The sequence below is a fragment of the Qipengyuania benthica genome (assembly GCF_030717865.1).
Taxonomy (GTDB): domain Bacteria; phylum Pseudomonadota; class Alphaproteobacteria; order Sphingomonadales; family Sphingomonadaceae; genus Qipengyuania; species Qipengyuania benthica.
This window is the reverse complement of the sequence record NZ_JAVAIL010000003.1, coordinates 515,911-533,184: the sequence shown is the minus strand read 5'-3', so window position 1 is coordinate 533,184 and position 17,274 is coordinate 515,911. Positions and strand designations below refer to the sequence as shown.

Here is a 17,274-nt window from a genome sequence, read left to right as displayed (position 1 = left end):
CTCAGTGCATCGCAAGGGATACGTTCTTCGGGAGAGGCTTGAGGAACAGTACCAGCGGCACCGTGGCCAGGGTAATCGCGCCCATGGCGAAAAACACATCGTTGTAGGTCATTACGAACGCATCGCGCTGAATGATGCCGGAAAGCATCTCCAGCGCGGCCTGTGGGCTACCCAGCGACGCCGCCATGCCGTCCAGGTATTCCTGTAACCGGGAGCTGTTGGCGTTGAGGGTTTCCTCCATGCGCCGACTATGGTGCCACAGGCGCTGGTCCTGGAACGAGGCAAGCCCCGCGAGCGCAAACGAGCCCCCGAGGTTTCGCGCCGCGTTGAAGATCCCGGAAGCATCGCCGGCATCCTCCTTGGCAACCGAAGCTACCGTCGCCTGGTTTAGGAACATCATCGTGAGAATCATGCCGATGCCACGCAGGAACTGGCTTTCGGTGAACACTCCACCCCCCGATTCCGCTGTCAGATTGATGCTGACGAAGCAGCTTAGCGCCATGATGAACATGCCCACGCCGACCGCAATCCGGATGTGAATCCTCCGTATCATGAAGGGCAGCACGGGCATCAGCAGGAAGGCCGGAACACCCATCCAAAAGATCACGAGTCCGGTCTGCAAGGCATTGTAATCGGAAATTATCGCAAGAAATTGCGGGATCACGTAGGTCGAGCCATACATGACCATACCGAGCGCCAGCGCCATCACCACTACGCTGGCAAACTGTCTGCTGAGCATCAGGCGCAATTTGAGCACGGGTTTGCGTGCATACAGCTGTCCGTAAGTCAGAAGCGCGAAGCCGACGATCGTCATCAACGTGAGCTGCACGATCAGTGTGGATTCGAACCATTCCTCACGGTGGCCTTCTTCCAGAACGACGGTCAGCCCGCCAAGGCCAAGGATCATACCCACGATGCCTGCCCAATCCGCCTCGCGCAGGTAGACCCAGTCAGGTTTTTCGTGGGGCAGCCCGATGAAGAGCAGAGCCAGGAGCAAGGCGCAGACGGGCACGTTGACGAAGAAAGCGTAGTGCCAGCTCAGGTTCTCCGTAAGCCAGCCCCCGACGAGCGGCCCCATGACCGGACCAAGGACCACCGTCATCCCGAACAGCGCCATGCCGATGGGTTGCTGCGATGGAGGCAGCCGCTTCGCCACGATGGTCATGGCGGTGGGAATCAGCGCGCCTCCCATGAATCCTTGACCGGTGCGGCCGATGATCATGGTCGTCAAATCGGTGGCAATGCCGCACAACACCGAAAAGGCCGTAAAGGCGGAAACGGCGACGATGAGCAGAGTTCGAAGGCCGAGCAGTCTTTCCAGCCATGCACTCAGAGGGATGATGATGATTTCGGCTACAAGGAAAGCTGTCGCAATCCACGTGCCCTCGGTTCCGGTCGCGCCGATTTCTCCCTGTATCGTCGGCAGCGCGGAATTGACGATCGAGATGTCGAGCGTTGCCAGCATCGCGCCGAGTGCACCGGCGGCTACGGCGATCCAGGCCGTGGCATCGGCCTTCTCGACCGGCGGAGCAACCGCAGCAGAGGCACCTGCCATCGGTCAGTCTCTGGCCGCGTTGCGGATCGAATCGAGTTCGTTTCTGGCGCCGCGGGTATCAACGCTGGCGACAACGGACATGCCCGGCACCAGCAGACGCAGGACTTCGGAAGAAGCCTGAATGGATATGCGGACCGGGACGCGCTGAACGATCTTGGTGAAATTGCCCGTCGCGTTTTGCGGAGGCAGGATCGAGAATTCCGCCCCGGTCCCGGGGGCGATGCTTTCCACTCTCCCCGATAACTCGAGATCGGGCAGCGCGTCGATTTCCAGGGTGACGGGTTGCCCGGGGCGGACGAGGCCGAGCTGCGTTTCCTTAAAATTCGCCGTCACATAAAGACGGTCGGTGGGAACCACGCTCATCAGGCGCTGGCCGGGCTGGACAAATTGTCCGGGCCGGACCGTGAGGTCACCCACCCGCCCGGAAATGCTCGCCCTGAGCGTGGTCGACGACAGGTTCAGGCGGGCCGCCTCAAGCTGCGCACGAGCTGCGTTGGCTTGCGAATTGGCCTGGTCTATCTGTTCGCCCAGCGTGCCTTGCCGCCGCTGTGCAGCCGTGAGCGCGGCGCGCGCCGCCGCGACCTGGGCTTGCGCTTCTCTGGCCTGGGCCTGCAGCTGGTCGAGCCTTTCGCGCGGCTCCGCTCCGGAAGCGGCAAGGGGGCGATAACGCGCAACCTGCTCCGCAGCCAGACCGGCCTGCGCAGATGCCGCGGCAAGTTGGGCACGGGCCTGCTCGATAGCCGCATCCTGCTCTCGCTGTTGTGCGCGAACCGTATCAGCTCCGGCGAGCGACGCCGCGATCTGGGCCTCGACCTGGCTGGTCTGGGCGCGATAATCCCGCACGTCCAGCTGCACAAGTGCATCGCCCGACGCAACCGTTTGATTCTCGGTCACCAGTACGCGCTCGACATAGCCGGCAATTTTGGGGGAGATGATGACGCTGTCGGCGGCGATATAAGCGTTGTCGGTGGACTGCTGGAATCGGCCGTACGTCTGATGATTGTAATACCAGTAGCCCCCGGCGAGCAGGACCAGAATGACGGCGATCAGCAGACCAAGCCGGACCCGCGGACTGGACAACCCCTTCGGACGTTCGCCTTGATCGCTATCGCCTGCTGTCTCGTCCGCCATGGTAATTTCGCTCCTCGCCATCGTTTGGCCCGTTGCACGAGCGATATAGCGGTCAAAATAAAATACGAAAGTCCTTTACTATTTTTTCCTGATCGATAGGACCCACTCATGACGGAAGACGAGGACACTCTCGCACTCGACAATGTCATCACCGACGATGATCGAGCGATCTTCATGATGGACGAGATCAGTCGCGCCGCGCGCAAGGCATTCGATGACCGAGCACAGCCGCTGAGCCTCAATCGTACGCAGTGGCGTGTGTTGGCGCAGCTCATCAGAGATCCTGCCCTGAACCAGACGGACATCGCCAGACGACTTGAAATCACATCCACCAGCAGCGGCCTGGAAGACATGACGCCTTCGCGCTTGAGTGACCGGACGCGGATTGCGCAAGTAATAGCAATATTCGATCGCCACGGGCCGGGCGGCATCACACCCGTGTTGGGACTAGGCCGATCTCAAACCAATACACATCCGACGCGCCCGGATGCCCCGCTCGAGGCGATGGCGCCAGGGGACGAACCTCGGTCATGTTCTATAGCGGACACCCGAATGGAGCATGCCGGACGCGAACTTTCATTGCACCGGCCCTCTGCCGGACGAACAAACCGCTGAAGGCGTGCTAGATGGAAACTAACGCAAACTTCACCGTAGTGGGGTGGATCGTTGGCATTCTGATGCTTACGATCATCGCTTTCGCGGTGTGGCTAATTGATCCGAGACCAAATCAGGAAACATATCAGATCAAGTTTGATCGCTCCGTGGAAGGCCTTCAGCCGGGATCGACCGTAACACTATCGGGAGTCCCTGTGGGACAGGTAACATCGGTCCGCCTGCCGGTAAATGGACCGGAAAACGTGCTCGTTGTTCTGACTCTCGATCCTTCTGCGGCGAAAGTCCTTGGCCTTGAAGCGACAATCAGCACCAATCTGCTTACCGGCGAGGCTGCGCTCGTGCTCGAGGGCCGACGGGGTCGTCGGGGCATTTACACCGACAAGTCAGGAAAAAAGATCATTCCCGCCTCGGACGAAACCGGACTATTCGGGGGGGATGCGACCGCCACGGTAGAGACCGTGGCAAATAGCATTCGCGTTCTGAACGAAGGACTGGAGCCAGAAAAGCAACGGGTGATCACCTCCGATCTTGTCCGGCTTCGAGTCACGACGGCCGCACTCGCATCGGACGCCGAAGTTTGGGACGAACATTTGGCCTCAACAAAAGGAAGATTGTCAGACTTAGGGCAAAGGGTTGGTGGATGGGGAAATAATCTTCGAGATGCAGATCGGCGGATCTCAGGCGGGAACGCTTCGACTATCGCGCAAAGACGCCTTCGCCAATTCAGGGAGGGGGTGCAGAACGCTGAAAACAAACTTTCCCTAATAAGGAGCGGCATTCCGGCGGTCGAAGATTCTCTGGTTGAAGGGGAAACGGTCCTTCGCGAGCTTAGTCGCGAACTTGCTCCTCTCAGCGAGAAAATCGAAGATATTCAGGTCGAGGGAATTACATCAAATCCTCCCCTCCCGGACTATCAAGCTGGAACAAGAGAAGCTGGCGCGAATATCGATGATCTAAAGTAAGCCGAACGGATGACAGCTTTCGGGCTGAGCGCGCAGCCCGTAGAATAGCGGAGATTGGAGCGCAAAGCGGATAACGACCTACTCCGCGGTCAAGTTTGAAATTGAAATTCCGAGTCCTAAAAAAGGCATCGAACCAATACATTAGAGGGATTTTGCGGGCCTTTTGCGGGCTTTTCAGCTTGACCGAAATATCTAAACATCAGAAATTAAACGGAAAAGAAGTTCGAATGTGATGCCTCTTCTGGCACCATTTTTTTGACCATGCGTAAGTCGCCATGGAGGAATCGCTTCGAGGCCGGGTTTCCAGCTTGCGATGGTCCTCGGCGACGACCGTATGAGACAACGTGCGCCCAGCCGAGGATTGGCCATTGCACCGCGATGCGATCCGTCGGTGCTGCGCATTCGGGTCTTTTTCAGTCCGCGTGGGCGGGCGCTCCGGGGGCGTGGCTATGGCCACCACCATCTCGTTGCCCCGCCGCCGTAAGTGCCGCGTAATCGCCGGCGTCCATATCCGGCATGGCTTTGACGAAGGCGGCGATGTTCCAGATCGTCGCATCGTCGTGGGTGGGGCCGAACGCGGGCATGCCGCTCATCTTGACGCCGTGCTTCACCAGCCAGTGGACCTCTTCGATGCTCCAGCGCTGCGCGGCATGAGCGAGCGCCGGCGGGAGCGGGCGCATCGTCTTGGCCCATTCGGCGCGAGAGGCGCCGATGCCTCCATGGCAATGCGCGCACATCGCCTTGTACTCACCGGCTCCTGCGGCGATCATCGCCGGCGTGATTGCACCCGGCGGAGTGAGATCGTCTGCCGCGCCTTGCACGTGGTTTCGCATGGTCGTGGTCAGCGCCCAACCCACGATCGGATTGTGGCGATCGGTCGCGGCGATGTTGTAGCCGCCTGTCAGCACGATCAACAAACCGGTCGCCGCCAGCAGGAGCAGCATGCCGAGTGCGCCGATGAGGACGTTCCTCGCCGCCGGTGTCATTTCCCTGCTCCCTCGTAGCACTGGACATAGCCCTTGTAGCCCAACTCGTCCTCGGCTCCGGGCGGAACGATGATCATCGTCATCGACTGCAGTCCCGCATCGCCCTCTTCATCGCCCGGCTGCAAGGCGACCGTAAGGCCGGCATCGGAGAAAGTTGCGTCTCCCGTGCGAGGAAGGACGATCAGCTTTCCGTTCAGTTTGATCGTCGCGAGCCCGCCCGGCTCGTAGAGAAGCGAAGGAAAGGCGACCTCGGTCAGAAGCACCGCACAGCGGCCTTCCCGCCCGCCCAGGGCTTGGATGTCCGCGTTGGTCATGGTCTCCGGCTTGATGGCCGCGGTTGCGACGTTGGCGAGCGCGTTGCGCGCCAGCATGATGGGCGCGGGCGTGGGCGCCGGTTCGAGCTGCGCTTCGCGATCATTGCCCACCGCGGTGTTCTCGTTGCAACCGACAAGCGCGAGGGCGACACTGCCGAGCAGCGCGGCGGCGGGAAGTTTCGACAATCCGGTCATTGCTCGATCTCCTCCGGAAGCCGCCGCGCGACTCTGACGCCGTTCTCCTCGATGTCCTCGATCAGATACTTCATCTGCGCGATCTCGCGTCGCTGGGCGAGGATGATGTCGTGCGCCAGCTTGCGCACGCGCGGGTCGCGGATGTGGGCCCGTTCGCTGGTCATGATCGCGATCGAATGATGCGGGATCATGGCCTGCATATATTCGGTGTCGGTGACGGTGGTCTGGCTGCGCACCAGCCAAAGGGCGAGCGCGAAGACGACGACCGCCACGCTCAGGATGATGAAGTTCTTGGTGCGGTTCTTGTACATGCTCCACATGAAGCCGAGCATCACGACCATCATGGCGGCGCCCATCACGAAGGCCATCCAGAAGCGCGTCTCGCTCCAGAAGACATGATCGATGCTGTAGGTGTTGAAATACATCAGCACGAACATCACCACGGTGCCGGTGGCGATCATCGCCATGAAGCGGACATACATACTCATGCCGCTGTCATGGCCTTTTTGCTGTTTCTTGCCGTCCGCAGGCATGTGCAATTCTCCTGTTGCCACTGTCTTGCCAATGCAGTGCGATGGCGAAAGTTTCGCCCCGACGCCAGGTCGCGACAGTTCTTCGGGGACCGGGGCCCTGGATCAACGGATCGGAAGGCACCGCCGGAACGCGCCGCCGGAATGCGCCGACGGAGCGCGTCTGCGGCGCTTGCGGCTGTTCCACCCCTTGCGTGCCGGGAGCATCCGGTATTTCGCAGAGCGACCGAGCGGTTTCTGCGACCGGACGTTCGAAACGGCGGGCAGGAGCTTGAGAAAACAGCATCGAGTTTAACTTATGCGACGGAAAAGGCGCATCTTTATCACTAAAGCTGGATTTCGGCAGGAGGGAAAGGAGGTTCGCGTGCAGGAGTTGTTTCCTCAAAGTCTGGTCGCTTGCATTCGCGACGGCAGACCGCCTTATCCCGATGAACTGGCCAGCCTCACCACCAAGCTATGGCGCGAGGCGATAGTGTACTGGGACATGGCCGCTCGAGATCCAGCCGACCTACTGGCGCTCGTCGCTCTTTGCGGGTGCGGCCAGGACCACGGGCGCTCTGCAGCGACCGCGGGGTTTTCGAGGGACCCAAAGAGAGTCGCCGGTTTGCAGCGAACGGAGTTCTCGACAGCATCGTTGACTAGCGCGGCTCCGATGGGTCGACTTCCATAGAGAGGGGAAGATAGACCGGAGATTGTGATGAAACAGCGCTAGTGGATCGCAGTGGCCTCTCGCGATCGGTGCAATGACTTTTCCGATCTTGACCGGGGGCCAGACGACCGCGCCGCCCGCGCCGGAATTCCACCAAAACACCCTCGTCGAGCGCGGGGCGCTTGTCCTCCCTCCCGTCGCCGGGCAGCCGGCCAGAATCTACTTCGAAGTCACCGATCGGGGCGACGAGAATGCAGTGTGCATCCGCGAGGTCGCGATCGAACATACGGATGTCGCGAAACCTTTCGAAACCTGGGACCGGACATGAGAAGATTGGCAAACGTGCCGATCCACCAAGGGGAAACCGTCGAATTCGGGCCTGGGCGAGCGCCAGGTGGTGCTGTCGGATTACGATACCGACGTGGTTCCAGGAGCCACCTTGGCGATGCGGCTGATCTTCTCGAACGGCGAGGCGGTGTCTACGCCCCTGGTCGTCGGGTCGGCGTTGAACGAAAATGGCATCGATACGCCAGGCCAGGCAACCGGTTTTGCGGACTGGCGCAGGGGCTTGTGCCGTCTCTCGGGCGCAAGCACCAGGCCGACCGCCGCGACCCCGGAGAAAAGTATTGCGCTCCTGCCGCTGTAGGCGGTTAAGTGGCGAGCATGAGCGACACAGCCACCGGCGAGGACGAGGGGTCTCGCATCCATCTTCAAACCGACCGCCCCCTGCAAGAGCGGCTCTGGATGGCGAACCGCGTAGGCTGGGCCGTCATGCTGGTGCTCGTGGTCGTGGCCATTCTGGGGCTGACAGGAAGCGGAGGATGGCTTTCGCACCATCAGCTTCGCGCGGGCGACGCGACGATCGACCTTCCGCGGATCGGCCGCTGGGCGGCTGCCGATCATCTCAGCGTCGAATTCGCGCCGGAGCAGCGAGGATCGTCCCGGGTGACCGTCCCGCAAAGCTTTCTCGACCTGTTTGCGATAGAGGCTGTGAGCCCCCGGCCGTCCTCCGTCGTGGCGACGCCGGAGGGACATATCTACACCTTTGATCTGTCCGGCACCGGCGGCGGTCGCAGCGCACGGTTCTCACTACGCCCGCCCGGCCCTGCGTGGCCCACTTCCGTAACCGGTTTCGCCGTCGACGGTTCGCAGGCGCCCGCGGGTGCTGTCGTCGTCCTACCCTAGGGGAGAAAGCCGAATGGACAGTGTAATCAGGGGCATCGTCATCTACGCCGTGATGCTGGTGATCGTCCGCATTTCGGGTCGTCGCACGATGGCGCAGGCGACCCCGTTCGATTTCGTGCTTCTCCTGATCGTCGCCGAGACGACCCAGCAGGCTCTGCTGGGGGATGACTTTTCGATTACGAATGCGGTGGTGCTGATCGTCACTCTGTTTCTGACCGATATCGGGCTGTCATATCTCAAGCGCTGGTCGCCTCGGGTATCGAGGCTTCTCGATGGTCGGCCGACCTTTCTCATTCAAGATGGCCAGATCGATCACCGCGCCCTCGAGAAGAGCCGGACGGACACCGCCGACGTGATGTTCGCGGCGCGGTCCCAGCACGGGTTGGAGCGGCTCGATCAGGTCAAGCACGCCATCCTCGAGAATGATTCCGGCATCTCGATCATTCCGCGACAAAAATCCGGCTGACCTCCAGCGTCGATCGCTGGTTCGATTTGCGAAGCGTCAGTCGCGCAGCGCCGGGGCAAGCGTTTCCGCCTGTCCATCCGACGGTTGCGGGACCACGCCCAACACCTCTGCCAGCAGCGGATAGACCGCCACATTGTCGAAGATCGGCAGGATCACGCCGGATCGGAACGCCGGGCCCGAAGCGATGAACAGCGCCTTCATCGCCGGGTCGAGATTGTCGTAGCCATGCGTGCCGCCATCGGGGCTGTAGCGCGGCTCGCTCGCCAGGATGAGCCAACCGGTTTCGGCGAGGCAGAAGATGGCGGGCACGCGGGGATGCGTCCCGTAGGCGAAGCGCTCGGGGAGATCGCCCTTGCGCCAGCATTGCATATGCGGGTGCGGCCTGAGCAGCGCTGCCGCGACCTCTTCTTCCCGGCCCGGCAGGGGGTCGAGGCTGAGGAACGCGCCATCGCTGATGGTGCGGAATGCGGCAGGGTCGAGCAGCCGGTCGGCGCGGATCACCCGCTCGGCGCTGGTCGCGGCCATCCCGTGATCGGAGGTGATGACGAAATTGACCGGCTGGCCGAGCGCGTCGAGCCCGGCCCCGAGTTCGCCGATCCGGGAATCCACTTCACGGATCGCGGCCCTGGTTTCGGGCGCTTGCGGGCCGTAGCGGTGTCCGGCGGTATCGACCGTATCGAAATAGAGCGTGACGAATTGCGGCCGGCTGGCCTGCGGGCGGCGCAGCCAGTCGACCACCGCGCGGACCCGCTGCGGGTTGGTGATGTTCATGTCGAAGCGCTGCCAATCGGCGGGACGGGTGCCGCGCACGGCGACCTCGGAACCCGGCCAGAACATGGTCGCCGTGCGCACGCCCTGCTTCTCGGCGGTGACCCAGATCGGCTCGCCGCCGTCCCACCAGAAGGGATCGAGCGCCTGGCTCGCATTGCCCATCGAGAAGCGCTCGCCGGGACGCGCGGCGTCCTCCATATTGTTGTCGACGATGCCGTGGCGATCGGGGCGCAACCCGGTGACGATGGTGTAATGATTGGGGAAGGTCTTGGTCGGGAAGGAGGGACGCATCTCGGCGGTTACGCCCGTGGCCGCCAGCGCATCGAGATTGGGGCTGTCGCCGCGCCCCAGATACTCGGGTCGGAAGCCGTCGATCGAGACGAGAATTGTGACCGGCTCGCGCTGCGTCGCGGCGATGGTCTGCGGTGCCGTAACTGCGGTGGCGGTGGTGCAGCCCGCGAGCGCGAGAAACAGGCTGGCAAACAAAGAGCGAAGCATCATCATGGAATCCCGAAAGGTCGCGGTGCGGCCGGTCGGGCCGCTGTTTCGACCGCCGGTTACAGAGTGACTACACTTGCGACAACTTTTCCCTTCGCGCGCCATGGGCTTGACCCTCGGCAGGCAGGCGGGAATGGGGTGCAGGCGCGACGGCCCGCGAAAGGCCCGCGAAAGGTCCGCGAAGAGGAGCCCGACCAGACATGACCGATACCGCCCCGATCACAATGCGATCATGGCTGTTCGCCCCCGGCGACAGCGAGAAGAAGATGACCAAGGCGGTCGGCGGCGCGGCGGACGTGGTGATCCTCGATCTCGAGGATGCGGTCACGATCGACAACAAGCCCGCGGCGCGGGCCGCGGTCGCTCAGTTCCTGCGCGGCAATCAGGATAGCCGCGCGAGGCTGTTCGTCCGGGTCAATCCGCTCGACGGCCCCTATACGATCGAGGACCTCGCCGCAGTCATGCCCGCGCGGCCGGGCGGGATCATGCTGCCCAAGGTCTCGGGCCGCAAGGATGTGGAGGTGCTCGACCGCTATCTCGAGGCATTGGAGGTGGCGAACGGGATCGAACAGGGCTCGACGCCGGTGATCGTGCTGGTCACCGAAACTGCGCGCAGCATGTTCCATTGCGGCGATTTCGCGGGCGCGCCACGGCTGGTCGCGATGACCTGGGGGGCGGAGGATCTGGCGGATTCCATCGGCGCGCAATCCAACACCGACGCGGACGGCCGGTTCGGCTTCACCTATGAGCTGGCGCGCAGCCTGTGCCTGCTCGGCGCGGCAAGCGCGGGCGTGCCCGCGATCGAGACGATCCAGGCCGATTTCCGCGATCTCGAGACGCTCAAGACGCGGGCGGAGCAGGTGCGGCGCGCGGGCTATCGCGGGATGCTGGCGATCCACCCGGCGCAGGTCGAGGTGATCAACGCAGCCTTCACCCCGAGCGCGGAGGAGATCGAGAAGGCGCGGGAGATCGTCGCGCTGTTCGCAGCCAATCCGGGAGCGGGGACGATCGGCTACGAGGGCGGCATGCTCGACCGCCCGCATCTGTCGCGCGCGCATCAATTGCTGGCGCAGGTCGAGGACTGATGGCCGGCGATTTCGCCGGCTGGATCGGCCGGAGCGTCACCGCGCGCGACCGGCTCGAACCGGCGTGCAGCAATGCGCTGCTGGCGGCTCTGGGCGGGCAGGGCGAGGGCGCGGCGGGCGATCCGCTGCCGCTGCTGCACCACTGGCTCTATTTCTGGGACGTTCGCCCGCCCGCCGGGCTGGGCGCCGACGGTCATCCGGCCAAGGGCGATTTCCTCCCGCCGATCCCGCTGCCGCGGCGGATGTGGGCCGGGGGGCGGCTCTCGTTCCACACGCCGCTGGTGCTGGGCGAAGAGGTGACCCGGACCTCGACGATCCTCGGCATCGAGGAGAAGCACGGGCGCAGCGGGACGCTGGTGTTCGTGACGCTCGAACATGCGATCGCCAATGCCGAAGGGCTGGCGATCCGCGAGGAGCAGGATCTGGTCTATCGCGCCGCTGCCGCTTCCGGGCCATCGCTGCCGAACGCGGCGCTCCCGCCCGAATGCGGCTTCGGCGCGAGCGTGGACCCCGATCCGGTGCTGCTGTTCCGCTATTCCGCGCTGACCATGAACGGACACCGGATCCACTACGACCGGCCCTATGCCATGGGCGAGGAAGCCTATCCGGCGCTGGTGGTGCATGGCCCGCTGCAGGCGACGCTGCTGATGGGGCTGGCGCAGCAGCACGTCCCGAAGCCGATCACCGGGTTCGAATTCCGCGGCGAAGCGCCCGCCTTCGACGGAATGCCGCTGCATCTGTGCGGCGAGCCAAGCGATGACGGGGCAAGCCTCTGGAGCCAGCAGGGCGACCAGGTCGCGATGCGGGCGCGTGTGACCTGCGGGGCTGCGTCAGCAGGGTAGAGCGGCGATCTCGGCCAGCACCCGCTCGGCGAGTTCGGGGCGGCAGATCAACAGATCGGGCATGGAGGTGTCGCGCGCGTTGTAGACCAGCGGCGCGCCGTCGAGCCGGCTGACGTGCAGGCCGTGCGCCGCGGCGACCGCGGCGGGGGCGCAATTGTCCCACTGGTGTTGGCCGCCCGCGTGGAGATAGATTTCCGCCTCGCCGCGGACCACCGCCATCGCCTTGGCGCCGGCGCTGCCCATCGGGACGAGGTCGGCACCAATCGCCTCGGCCATCGCGAGCGCCTGCGCGGGCGGGCGGCTGCGCGAGACCACTATGCGCGGTGTCGCGGGCGCCGCGGGCAGAGCTAGCGGCCTGTCGGAGCGCAGCACCAGATCGAGAGCGGGGAGCGCGACCGCACCGATCCTGGCCACGCCGCCGATCGTCAGCCCGATATGTACCGCCCAGTCGCTGCGGCCTTCGCCATATTCGCGCGTGCCGTCGACCGGGTCGATGATCCAGACGCGGTCCTTACCAAGGCGTGTCTCGGTGTCGGCCGATTCCTCCGACAACAGCCCGTCATCGGGGCGGTGCTGCGCGATCGCGCGGCACAGGAAGCGATTGGCGGCCTCGTCGCCGGCATCGCCCAGCGCGCGGCCCGCGATCAGGCCCGAGTCGCGGATCGCCAGCGCAATCCGCCCGGCGTGATGCGCCAATTGCGCGGCGAGTTCGGAATCGTCCATCGCGGTCCTGCTATTTCAGCGGCATGATCTGGCGGACGATGTATTCGGCCGCCTCGCCGGGGGTCATTGCGACCGTGTTGACCACGATGTCGGGATTTTCCGGCGCTTCATAGGGGCTGTCGATCCCGGTGAAGTTCTTGAGCTTGCCCTCGCGCGCCTTCTTGTAGAGTCCCTTCACGTCGCGCTGTTCGGCGATTTCCAGCGGGGTGTCGACGAAGATCTCGACGAATTCGCCCGCGGGCAGCATGTCGCGCACCATCTGCCGTTCGGCCCGGAACGGGCTGATGAAGGCGGTCAGCACGATCAGACCGGCATCGGCCATCAGCCGCGCGACCTCGCCGACGCGGCGGATGTTCTCGATCCGGTCGGCATCGGTGAAGCCCAGATCCTTGTTGAGCCCGTGGCGGACATTGTCGCCGTCGAGCAGGAAGGTGTGGCGGTTCATCACCGCCAGCAGCTTCTCGACCTCGTTGGCGATGGTCGATTTGCCCGAACCCGACAGGCCGGTGAACCACAGCACCCGAGGCGCCTGGTTCTTGAGGCCGGCGTGATCCTGCCGGGTGATGTCGGTGGGCTGCCAATGGACGTTCTGCGCGCGGCGCAGTGCGAAATGGAGCATCCCGCCCGCCACGGTGCGGTTGGTCAGCTTGTCGATCAGCACGAAGCCGCCCAGCGTGCGGTTGTCGGCATAGGGTTCGAAGACGATCGGCTTCTCGGTGTGAACCTCGGCGACGCCGATCGAATTGAGCGTCAGCGTCTTGGCGGCGAGATGCGCCATGGTGTTGACGTTGATCTCGTATTTGGGCTCCTGGACGCTGGCCGAAACGGTCTGCGTGCCCAGCTTGAGCCAATAGGCGCGGCCGACCAGCATGGGATCGTCGTCCATCCACACCAGCGTCGCCTCGAACTGGTCCGAGACCTGCGGCGGATCCTCGGCGGCCACGATGACATCGCCGCGCGAGCAGTCGATCTCGTCGGCGAAGGTCAGCGTGACCGATTGGCCCGCCACTGCCTCGCCCTGATCGCCCGAGAAAGTGACGATCCGGTCGAGCGTGGTGGTCTTGCCCGAGGGCAGCACCCGCAGGGCTGCGCCCGGCTGGATCGTCCCGCTCGCAATCAGGCCGGCGAAGCCGCGGAAGTCGAGATCGGGGCGGTTGACCCATTGCACCGGCATCCGGAACGGCTTGTCCTGCGCATCGGCGGCATCGAGCTCAACGGCCTCGAGATGCTCGATCAGCGAGGGTCCGGCGTACCAGGGCATGTTGTCCGAAGGGCCGGCGATGTTGTCGCCCTTGAAGCCCGAGATCGGCATGGCGGTGAAGCTCTCGATCCCGATCTCGGCGGCGAAGCGCGCGTAATCGGCGACGATCGCCTCGTAGGTCGCCTGATCGTAATCGACCAGATCCATCTTGTTGACCGCCAGCACGATCCGGCGAATCCCCAGCCTGTGGCACAGGAAGCTGTGCCGCCGGGTCTGGACCAGCACGCCCTTGCGCGCATCGACCAGGATCACCGCCAGCTCGGCGGTGGAGGCGCCGGTGACCATGTTGCGGGTGTATTGCTCGTGGCCGGGGCAATCGGCGACGATGAACTTGCGCCGGTCGGTCGAAAAGAAGCGATAGGCGACGTCGATGGTGATGCCCTGCTCGCGCTCGGCGGCCAGCCCGTCGACCAGCAGCGCGTAGTCGAGCTCCTGCCCCTGCGTGCCGATCCTTTTGCTGTCGCTCTCGAGACTGGCGAGCTGGTCCTCGAAGATCATCTTGCTGTCGTAGAGCAGCCGCCCGATCAGCGTCGACTTGCCGTCGTCCACGCTGCCGCAGGTGATGAAGCGCAGCATGGTCTTGTGCTGATGGCGGGTCAGATAGGCGTCGATGTCCTCACCCGCGAGCGCATCGGGACGGTAGGCCTGTTCGGGGATGGGCTGATCGGCCATCAGAAATAGCCCTCCTGCTTCTTCTTCTCCATCGACGAGCCGCCGGCATCGCGGTCGATCGCGCGGCCCTGGCGTTCGCTGGTGGTGGTCAGCAGCATTTCCTGGATGATCTCGGAGAGGGTGGAGGCGGTGCTCTCGACCGCGCCGGTGAGCGGATAGCAGCCCAGCGTGCGGAAGCGGATCGAGCGTTCGACCGGCTCTTCGCCCTCGAGCGGGAAGCGCTCATCATCGACCATCACCAGCATCCCGTCGCGTTCGACAGTGGGCCGCGGCGCGGCGAAATAGAGCGGGACGATCTCGATGTTCTCGAGCTGGATATATTGCCAGATGTCGAGCTCGGTCCAATTGCTCAGCGGGAAGACGCGGATGCTCTCGCCGCCGCTGCGGGTCCGAGGAGCCTTGCGGGTGTTGTAGAGGTTCCACAATTCGGGGCGCTGGTTCTTGGGGTCCCAGCCATGGCTGGCGGTGCGGAAGGAGAAGATCCGCTCCTTGGCGCGCGCCTTCTCCTCGTCGCGCCGCGCGCCGCCGAAGGCCGCGTCGAAACCGTGCTCGTCGAGCGCCTGCTTGAGCCCCTCGGTCTTCCACATATCGGTGTGCAGCGATCCGTGATCGAAGGGGTTGATCCCGCGCTCGATCGCTTCGGGGTTGCGATGGACCAGCAGTTCCATCCCCGCCTCGCGCGCAGCCTTCTCGCGCAGCGCGTACATGGCCTTGAACTTCCAGGTGGTGTCGACGTGAAGCAGCGGGAAGGGCGGCGGCGCGGGATAGAAGGCCTTGCGCGCCAGATGCAGCATCACCGCGCTGTCCTTGCCGACCGAATAGAGCATCACCGGCTTTTCCGCCTCGGCGGCGACTTCGCGCATGATGTGGATGCTCTCGGCTTCGAGCCGTTCGAGATGGGTGAGGAGGCGGGTCATGATCGGCCCATTCTTTAGGTGCCGCGGTCGCCGCGGCGAAACAGAGGAATTCTATCAGGCGGCTGCGCGGCACTTTGTTTCGCCGCCCGGTTTGCAAGATCCCGGTTCGGCGATTGCAATTTGCCGCGATTGCGGGTTTCTTGCCGCAAAAGGCGTCACGCCGGGATGGGTGGATTTCTATGAACGACTGGATCGAAACGGCCCGCCGGGCCTGCGCCGCCGCGCGCCTCTATCGCGACGCGGTGCGCGCGGCGACCGCCGCTCTGGTCGCTCCCGGCGGAAAGCCCGACCCCTCGCTGATCGAGCGCGAGCAGCGCCGCGTCCATGGCTTCGCCTGGATCGGCACCACAGTCGCCGCGCTGGAGGCGGTCGCCGACTGGGCGGCGCGGGTCGAGGCCGCGGGCCGCTTCGGCGAGGTCGAAAAGCTGGCGCTGGCGATCGGTTTCGGTGAGTATTGCCACCAGCTCACCAGCGCGCTGCCGATGAGCCAGAGCGAATTTATCCGCCCCGCCGAACTGGGCGCCGCCGAGCCGGCGCGCAGCCTTGCCGCGGACCCCGCGGTTCGGCGCTTCCTCGACGAGGGCAGCACCGCCGACAGCCGCGCCGCGCTGGCAAGCCACCTTGCCGAGGGGCGCGTACCCGACGAAGGCTTCGACGACGAGACGCTCGACATGATCCGCGGCCAGTTCCGCGCCTTCACCGCCGCTCGGATCGCCCCGCATGCGCAAGGCTGGCATCTCGCCGATGCGCTGATCCCGATCGAGCTGGTCGACGAGATGGCGCGGCTGGGCGTGTTCGGGGTCTGCATCGACGAGCGCTATGGCGGGCTGGGTCTGGGGAAGCTGGCGATGTGCCTGGTCTCGGAAGAACTCTCGCGCGGCTGGATCTGCGCAGGATCGCTGGGCACCCGCTCCGAGATCGCCAGCGAGCTGATCGGCGAGAACGGCACCGAGGCGCAGAAGGCGCATTACCTGCCGCGCCTAGCGGATGGCTCGATCCTGCCCACCGCGGTCTTTACCGAGCCCGATACCGGTTCCGACCTCGCCTCGGTCCGCACCCGCGCAGTCAGGGACGAGGCGGGCGACTGGCGGGTCCATGGCTCCAAGACCTGGATCACCCACGCCGCGCGTGCCGATCTGATGACGCTGCTGTGCCGCACCGACGCGGGCACGCCGGGCTATGGCGGGCTGTCGATGCTGCTCGCCGAAAAGAGCCGCGGCGGCGCGGCCGATCCCTTCCCCGACGAGGGGCTCGCGGGCGACGAGATCGCGGTGCTCGGCTACCGCGGGATGAAGGAATACACGCTCGGCTTCGACGGTTTCGCGGTACCCGGCGATGCGCTGCTCGGCGGCGCCGAGGGGCAGGGGTTCAAGCAATTGATGCGCACCTTCGAGGGCGCGCGGATCCAGACCGCGGCACGGGCCATCGGGGTCGGCTGGCACGCCTTCGATCTCGCGCTGCGCTATGCCGGCGAGCGGCGCCAGTTCGGCAAGCCGCTGCTCGCCTTCCCGCGCGTGGCGGACAAGCTGGTGCTGATGGCAGTGGAGCAATTGATGGCGCGCGAGCTCACTTATTCCGCGGCGCGCCACAAGGACAAGGGCGAACGCTGCGACATCGAGGCGGGCATGGCCAAGCTGCTCGCGGCGCGGGTCGCCTGGGCCAATGCCGACAATGCGGTGCAGATCCACGGCGGCAATGGCTATGCGCTCGAATACGAGGTGAGCCGGGTGCTGTGCGATGCGCGCATCCTCAACATCTTCGAGGGCGCGGCGGAAATCCAGGCGCAGGTGATCGGGCGCGGGCTGCTGACCCCGCGCGAAAACGGCTGACCCTGCGGCCGGGCGGGTGCCACGCCCGCCCCGGCGATGCCCGCTGGCGCTCGCCCGCACGAAGGCCTAGTCTCATATTGCAACCGAG

General features: G+C 64.5%; 18 protein-coding genes. 9 read left to right on the top strand and 9 right to left on the bottom strand.

Annotated elements, in window-relative coordinates; all coding sequences use genetic code 11:
* Position 1 precedes the first annotated feature (1 nt).
* Entirely contained in the window at positions 2-1,555 is a 1,554-nt protein-coding gene (locus tag Q9K01_RS11520) for a DHA2 family efflux MFS transporter permease subunit (RefSeq protein ID WP_305930392.1), read from the bottom strand.
* Between the two features lie 3 nt (positions 1,556-1,558).
* The gene (locus Q9K01_RS11515; protein WP_422785311.1) at positions 1,559-2,707 is read right to left on the bottom strand and encodes an HlyD family secretion protein; all 1,149 of its coding nucleotides are present in this window, start codon (positions 2,705-2,707) and stop codon (positions 1,559-1,561) included.
* A gap of 87 nt (positions 2,708-2,794) precedes the next feature.
* Here Q9K01_RS11515 and Q9K01_RS11510 point away from each other — a divergent pair, with 87 nt between their 5' ends.
* Both Q9K01_RS11510 and Q9K01_RS11505 read left to right on the top strand, forming a co-directional pair.
* Positions 2,795-3,301 (top strand): winged helix-turn-helix transcriptional regulator, encoded by a 507-nt coding sequence (locus Q9K01_RS11510; protein ID WP_305930390.1) that lies wholly within the window; start codon positions 2,795-2,797, stop codon positions 3,299-3,301.
* An 11-nt stretch (positions 3,302-3,312) separates the two neighbouring features.
* The gene (locus tag Q9K01_RS11505; protein WP_305930389.1) at positions 3,313-4,263 is read left to right on the top strand and encodes an MlaD family protein; all 951 of its coding nucleotides are present in this window, start codon (positions 3,313-3,315) and stop codon (positions 4,261-4,263) included.
* Positions 4,264-4,676: 413 nt separating this feature from the next.
* Here the strand turns inward: Q9K01_RS11505 and Q9K01_RS11500 are convergent, their stop codons facing one another.
* From Q9K01_RS11500 to Q9K01_RS11490, 3 genes are read right to left on the bottom strand one after another with little or no spacing between them, the layout of a single operon-like run.
* Positions 4,677-5,249 carry a c-type cytochrome gene (locus tag Q9K01_RS11500; protein ID WP_305930388.1) on the bottom strand — a complete coding sequence of 191 codons (573 nt, stop codon included), beginning with the start codon at positions 5,247-5,249 and terminating at the stop codon, positions 4,677-4,679.
* Positions 5,246-5,758, bottom strand: a complete 513-nt coding sequence (locus tag Q9K01_RS11495; protein ID WP_305930387.1) for a DUF6692 family protein — start codon at positions 5,756-5,758, stop codon at positions 5,246-5,248. The genes Q9K01_RS11500 and Q9K01_RS11495 overlap by 4 nt, the downstream gene beginning before the upstream one ends.
* On the bottom strand, positions 5,755-6,246 hold the full coding sequence (locus Q9K01_RS11490; RefSeq protein WP_305930386.1) for a DUF305 domain-containing protein: 492 nt from the start codon (positions 6,244-6,246) through the stop codon (positions 5,755-5,757). The genes Q9K01_RS11495 and Q9K01_RS11490 overlap by 4 nt, the downstream gene beginning before the upstream one ends.
* 800 nt (positions 6,247-7,046) lie before the next feature.
* Between Q9K01_RS11490 and Q9K01_RS11485 the strand changes: the two genes are divergently transcribed.
* From Q9K01_RS11485 to Q9K01_RS11470, 4 genes are all read left to right on the top strand, one after another.
* Entirely contained in the window at positions 7,047-7,265 is a 219-nt protein-coding gene (locus Q9K01_RS11485) for a hypothetical protein (RefSeq protein ID WP_305930385.1), read from the top strand.
* A gap of 117 nt (positions 7,266-7,382) precedes the next feature.
* Positions 7,383-7,583, top strand: a complete 201-nt coding sequence (locus tag Q9K01_RS11480; RefSeq protein ID WP_305930384.1) for a hypothetical protein — start codon at positions 7,383-7,385, stop codon at positions 7,581-7,583.
* A gap of 17 nt (positions 7,584-7,600) precedes the next feature.
* The gene (locus tag Q9K01_RS11475; protein WP_305930383.1) at positions 7,601-8,122 is read left to right on the top strand and encodes a hypothetical protein; all 522 of its coding nucleotides are present in this window, start codon (positions 7,601-7,603) and stop codon (positions 8,120-8,122) included.
* A 13-nt stretch (positions 8,123-8,135) separates the two neighbouring features.
* Positions 8,136-8,588 (top strand): DUF421 domain-containing protein, encoded by a 453-nt coding sequence (locus Q9K01_RS11470; protein ID WP_305930382.1) that lies wholly within the window; start codon positions 8,136-8,138, stop codon positions 8,586-8,588.
* A 36-nt stretch (positions 8,589-8,624) separates the two neighbouring features.
* On the opposite strand, the gene Q9K01_RS11465 is transcribed toward Q9K01_RS11470, so the two are convergent.
* On the bottom strand, positions 8,625-9,863 hold the full coding sequence (locus Q9K01_RS11465; protein ID WP_422785310.1) for an alkaline phosphatase family protein: 1,239 nt from the start codon (positions 9,861-9,863) through the stop codon (positions 8,625-8,627).
* A gap of 194 nt (positions 9,864-10,057) precedes the next feature.
* Here Q9K01_RS11465 and Q9K01_RS11460 point away from each other — a divergent pair, with 194 nt between their 5' ends.
* Complete coding sequence (locus Q9K01_RS11460; RefSeq protein WP_305930381.1) at positions 10,058-10,942, top strand: HpcH/HpaI aldolase/citrate lyase family protein; 885 nt, start codon at positions 10,058-10,060, stop codon at positions 10,940-10,942.
* On the top strand, positions 10,942-11,784 hold the full coding sequence (locus Q9K01_RS11455; RefSeq protein WP_305930380.1) for an HTD2 family dehydratase: 843 nt from the start codon (positions 10,942-10,944) through the stop codon (positions 11,782-11,784). The genes Q9K01_RS11460 and Q9K01_RS11455 overlap by 1 nt, the downstream gene beginning before the upstream one ends.
* On the opposite strand, the gene Q9K01_RS11450 is transcribed toward Q9K01_RS11455, so the two are convergent.
* The 3 genes from Q9K01_RS11450 to cysD are packed head-to-tail and all read right to left on the bottom strand — an operon-like array spanning position 11,773 to position 15,357.
* Positions 11,773-12,507: a 3'(2'),5'-bisphosphate nucleotidase CysQ gene (locus Q9K01_RS11450; protein ID WP_305930379.1), complete on the bottom strand. Its 735-nt coding sequence runs from the start codon at positions 12,505-12,507 to the stop codon at positions 11,773-11,775. The two genes, Q9K01_RS11455 and Q9K01_RS11450, sit on opposite strands and share 12 nt — an antisense overlap.
* A gap of 10 nt (positions 12,508-12,517) precedes the next feature.
* Complete coding sequence (cysN, locus tag Q9K01_RS11445) at positions 12,518-14,440, bottom strand: sulfate adenylyltransferase subunit CysN (RefSeq protein WP_305930378.1); 1,923 nt, start codon at positions 14,438-14,440, stop codon at positions 12,518-12,520.
* Positions 14,440-15,357 (bottom strand): sulfate adenylyltransferase subunit CysD, encoded by a 918-nt coding sequence (gene cysD / locus Q9K01_RS11440; protein WP_305930377.1) that lies wholly within the window; start codon positions 15,355-15,357, stop codon positions 14,440-14,442. The genes cysN and cysD overlap by 1 nt, the downstream gene beginning before the upstream one ends.
* Before the next feature lie 179 nt (positions 15,358-15,536).
* On the opposite strand from cysD, the gene Q9K01_RS11435 reads away from it, so the two are divergent.
* Complete coding sequence (locus Q9K01_RS11435; protein ID WP_305930376.1) at positions 15,537-17,186, top strand: acyl-CoA dehydrogenase family protein; 1,650 nt, start codon at positions 15,537-15,539, stop codon at positions 17,184-17,186.
* The last annotated feature ends 88 nt before the right edge of the window (positions 17,187-17,274 follow it).

Excerpts from the sequence above, each read along its gene's own strand:
- Q9K01_RS11470 (WP_305930382.1), top strand. The coding sequence starts at position 8,136 with ATGGACAGTGTAATCAGGGGCATCGTCATCTACGCCGTGATGCTGGTG.
- Q9K01_RS11465 (WP_422785310.1), bottom strand. The coding sequence starts at position 9,863 with ATGATGATGCTTCGCTCTTTGTTTGCCAGCCTGTTTCTCGCGCTCGCG.
- cysN (WP_305930378.1), bottom strand. The coding sequence starts at position 14,440 with ATGGCCGATCAGCCCATCCCCGAACAGGCCTACCGTCCCGATGCGCTC.
- Q9K01_RS11490 (WP_305930386.1), bottom strand. The coding sequence starts at position 6,246 with ATGAGTATGTATGTCCGCTTCATGGCGATGATCGCCACCGGCACCGTG.
- cysD (WP_305930377.1), bottom strand. The coding sequence starts at position 15,357 with ATGACCCGCCTCCTCACCCATCTCGAACGGCTCGAAGCCGAGAGCATC.
- Q9K01_RS11500 (WP_305930388.1), bottom strand. The coding sequence starts at position 5,249 with ATGACACCGGCGGCGAGGAACGTCCTCATCGGCGCACTCGGCATGCTG.
- Q9K01_RS11510 (WP_305930390.1), top strand. The coding sequence starts at position 2,795 with ATGACGGAAGACGAGGACACTCTCGCACTCGACAATGTCATCACCGAC.
- Q9K01_RS11520 (WP_305930392.1), bottom strand. The coding sequence starts at position 1,555 with ATGGCAGGTGCCTCTGCTGCGGTTGCTCCGCCGGTCGAGAAGGCCGAT.
- Q9K01_RS11455 (WP_305930380.1), top strand. The coding sequence starts at position 10,942 with ATGGCCGGCGATTTCGCCGGCTGGATCGGCCGGAGCGTCACCGCGCGC.
- Q9K01_RS11505 (WP_305930389.1), top strand. The coding sequence starts at position 3,313 with ATGGAAACTAACGCAAACTTCACCGTAGTGGGGTGGATCGTTGGCATT.
- Q9K01_RS11480 (WP_305930384.1), top strand. The coding sequence starts at position 7,383 with ATGCGGCTGATCTTCTCGAACGGCGAGGCGGTGTCTACGCCCCTGGTC.
- Q9K01_RS11495 (WP_305930387.1), bottom strand. The coding sequence starts at position 5,758 with ATGACCGGATTGTCGAAACTTCCCGCCGCCGCGCTGCTCGGCAGTGTC.
- Q9K01_RS11515 (WP_422785311.1), bottom strand. The coding sequence starts at position 2,707 with ATGGCGAGGAGCGAAATTACCATGGCGGACGAGACAGCAGGCGATAGC.
- Q9K01_RS11450 (WP_305930379.1), bottom strand. The coding sequence starts at position 12,507 with ATGGACGATTCCGAACTCGCCGCGCAATTGGCGCATCACGCCGGGCGG.
- Q9K01_RS11460 (WP_305930381.1), top strand. The coding sequence starts at position 10,058 with ATGACCGATACCGCCCCGATCACAATGCGATCATGGCTGTTCGCCCCC.
- Q9K01_RS11475 (WP_305930383.1), top strand. The coding sequence starts at position 7,601 with ATGAGCGACACAGCCACCGGCGAGGACGAGGGGTCTCGCATCCATCTT.
- Q9K01_RS11435 (WP_305930376.1), top strand. The coding sequence starts at position 15,537 with ATGAACGACTGGATCGAAACGGCCCGCCGGGCCTGCGCCGCCGCGCGC.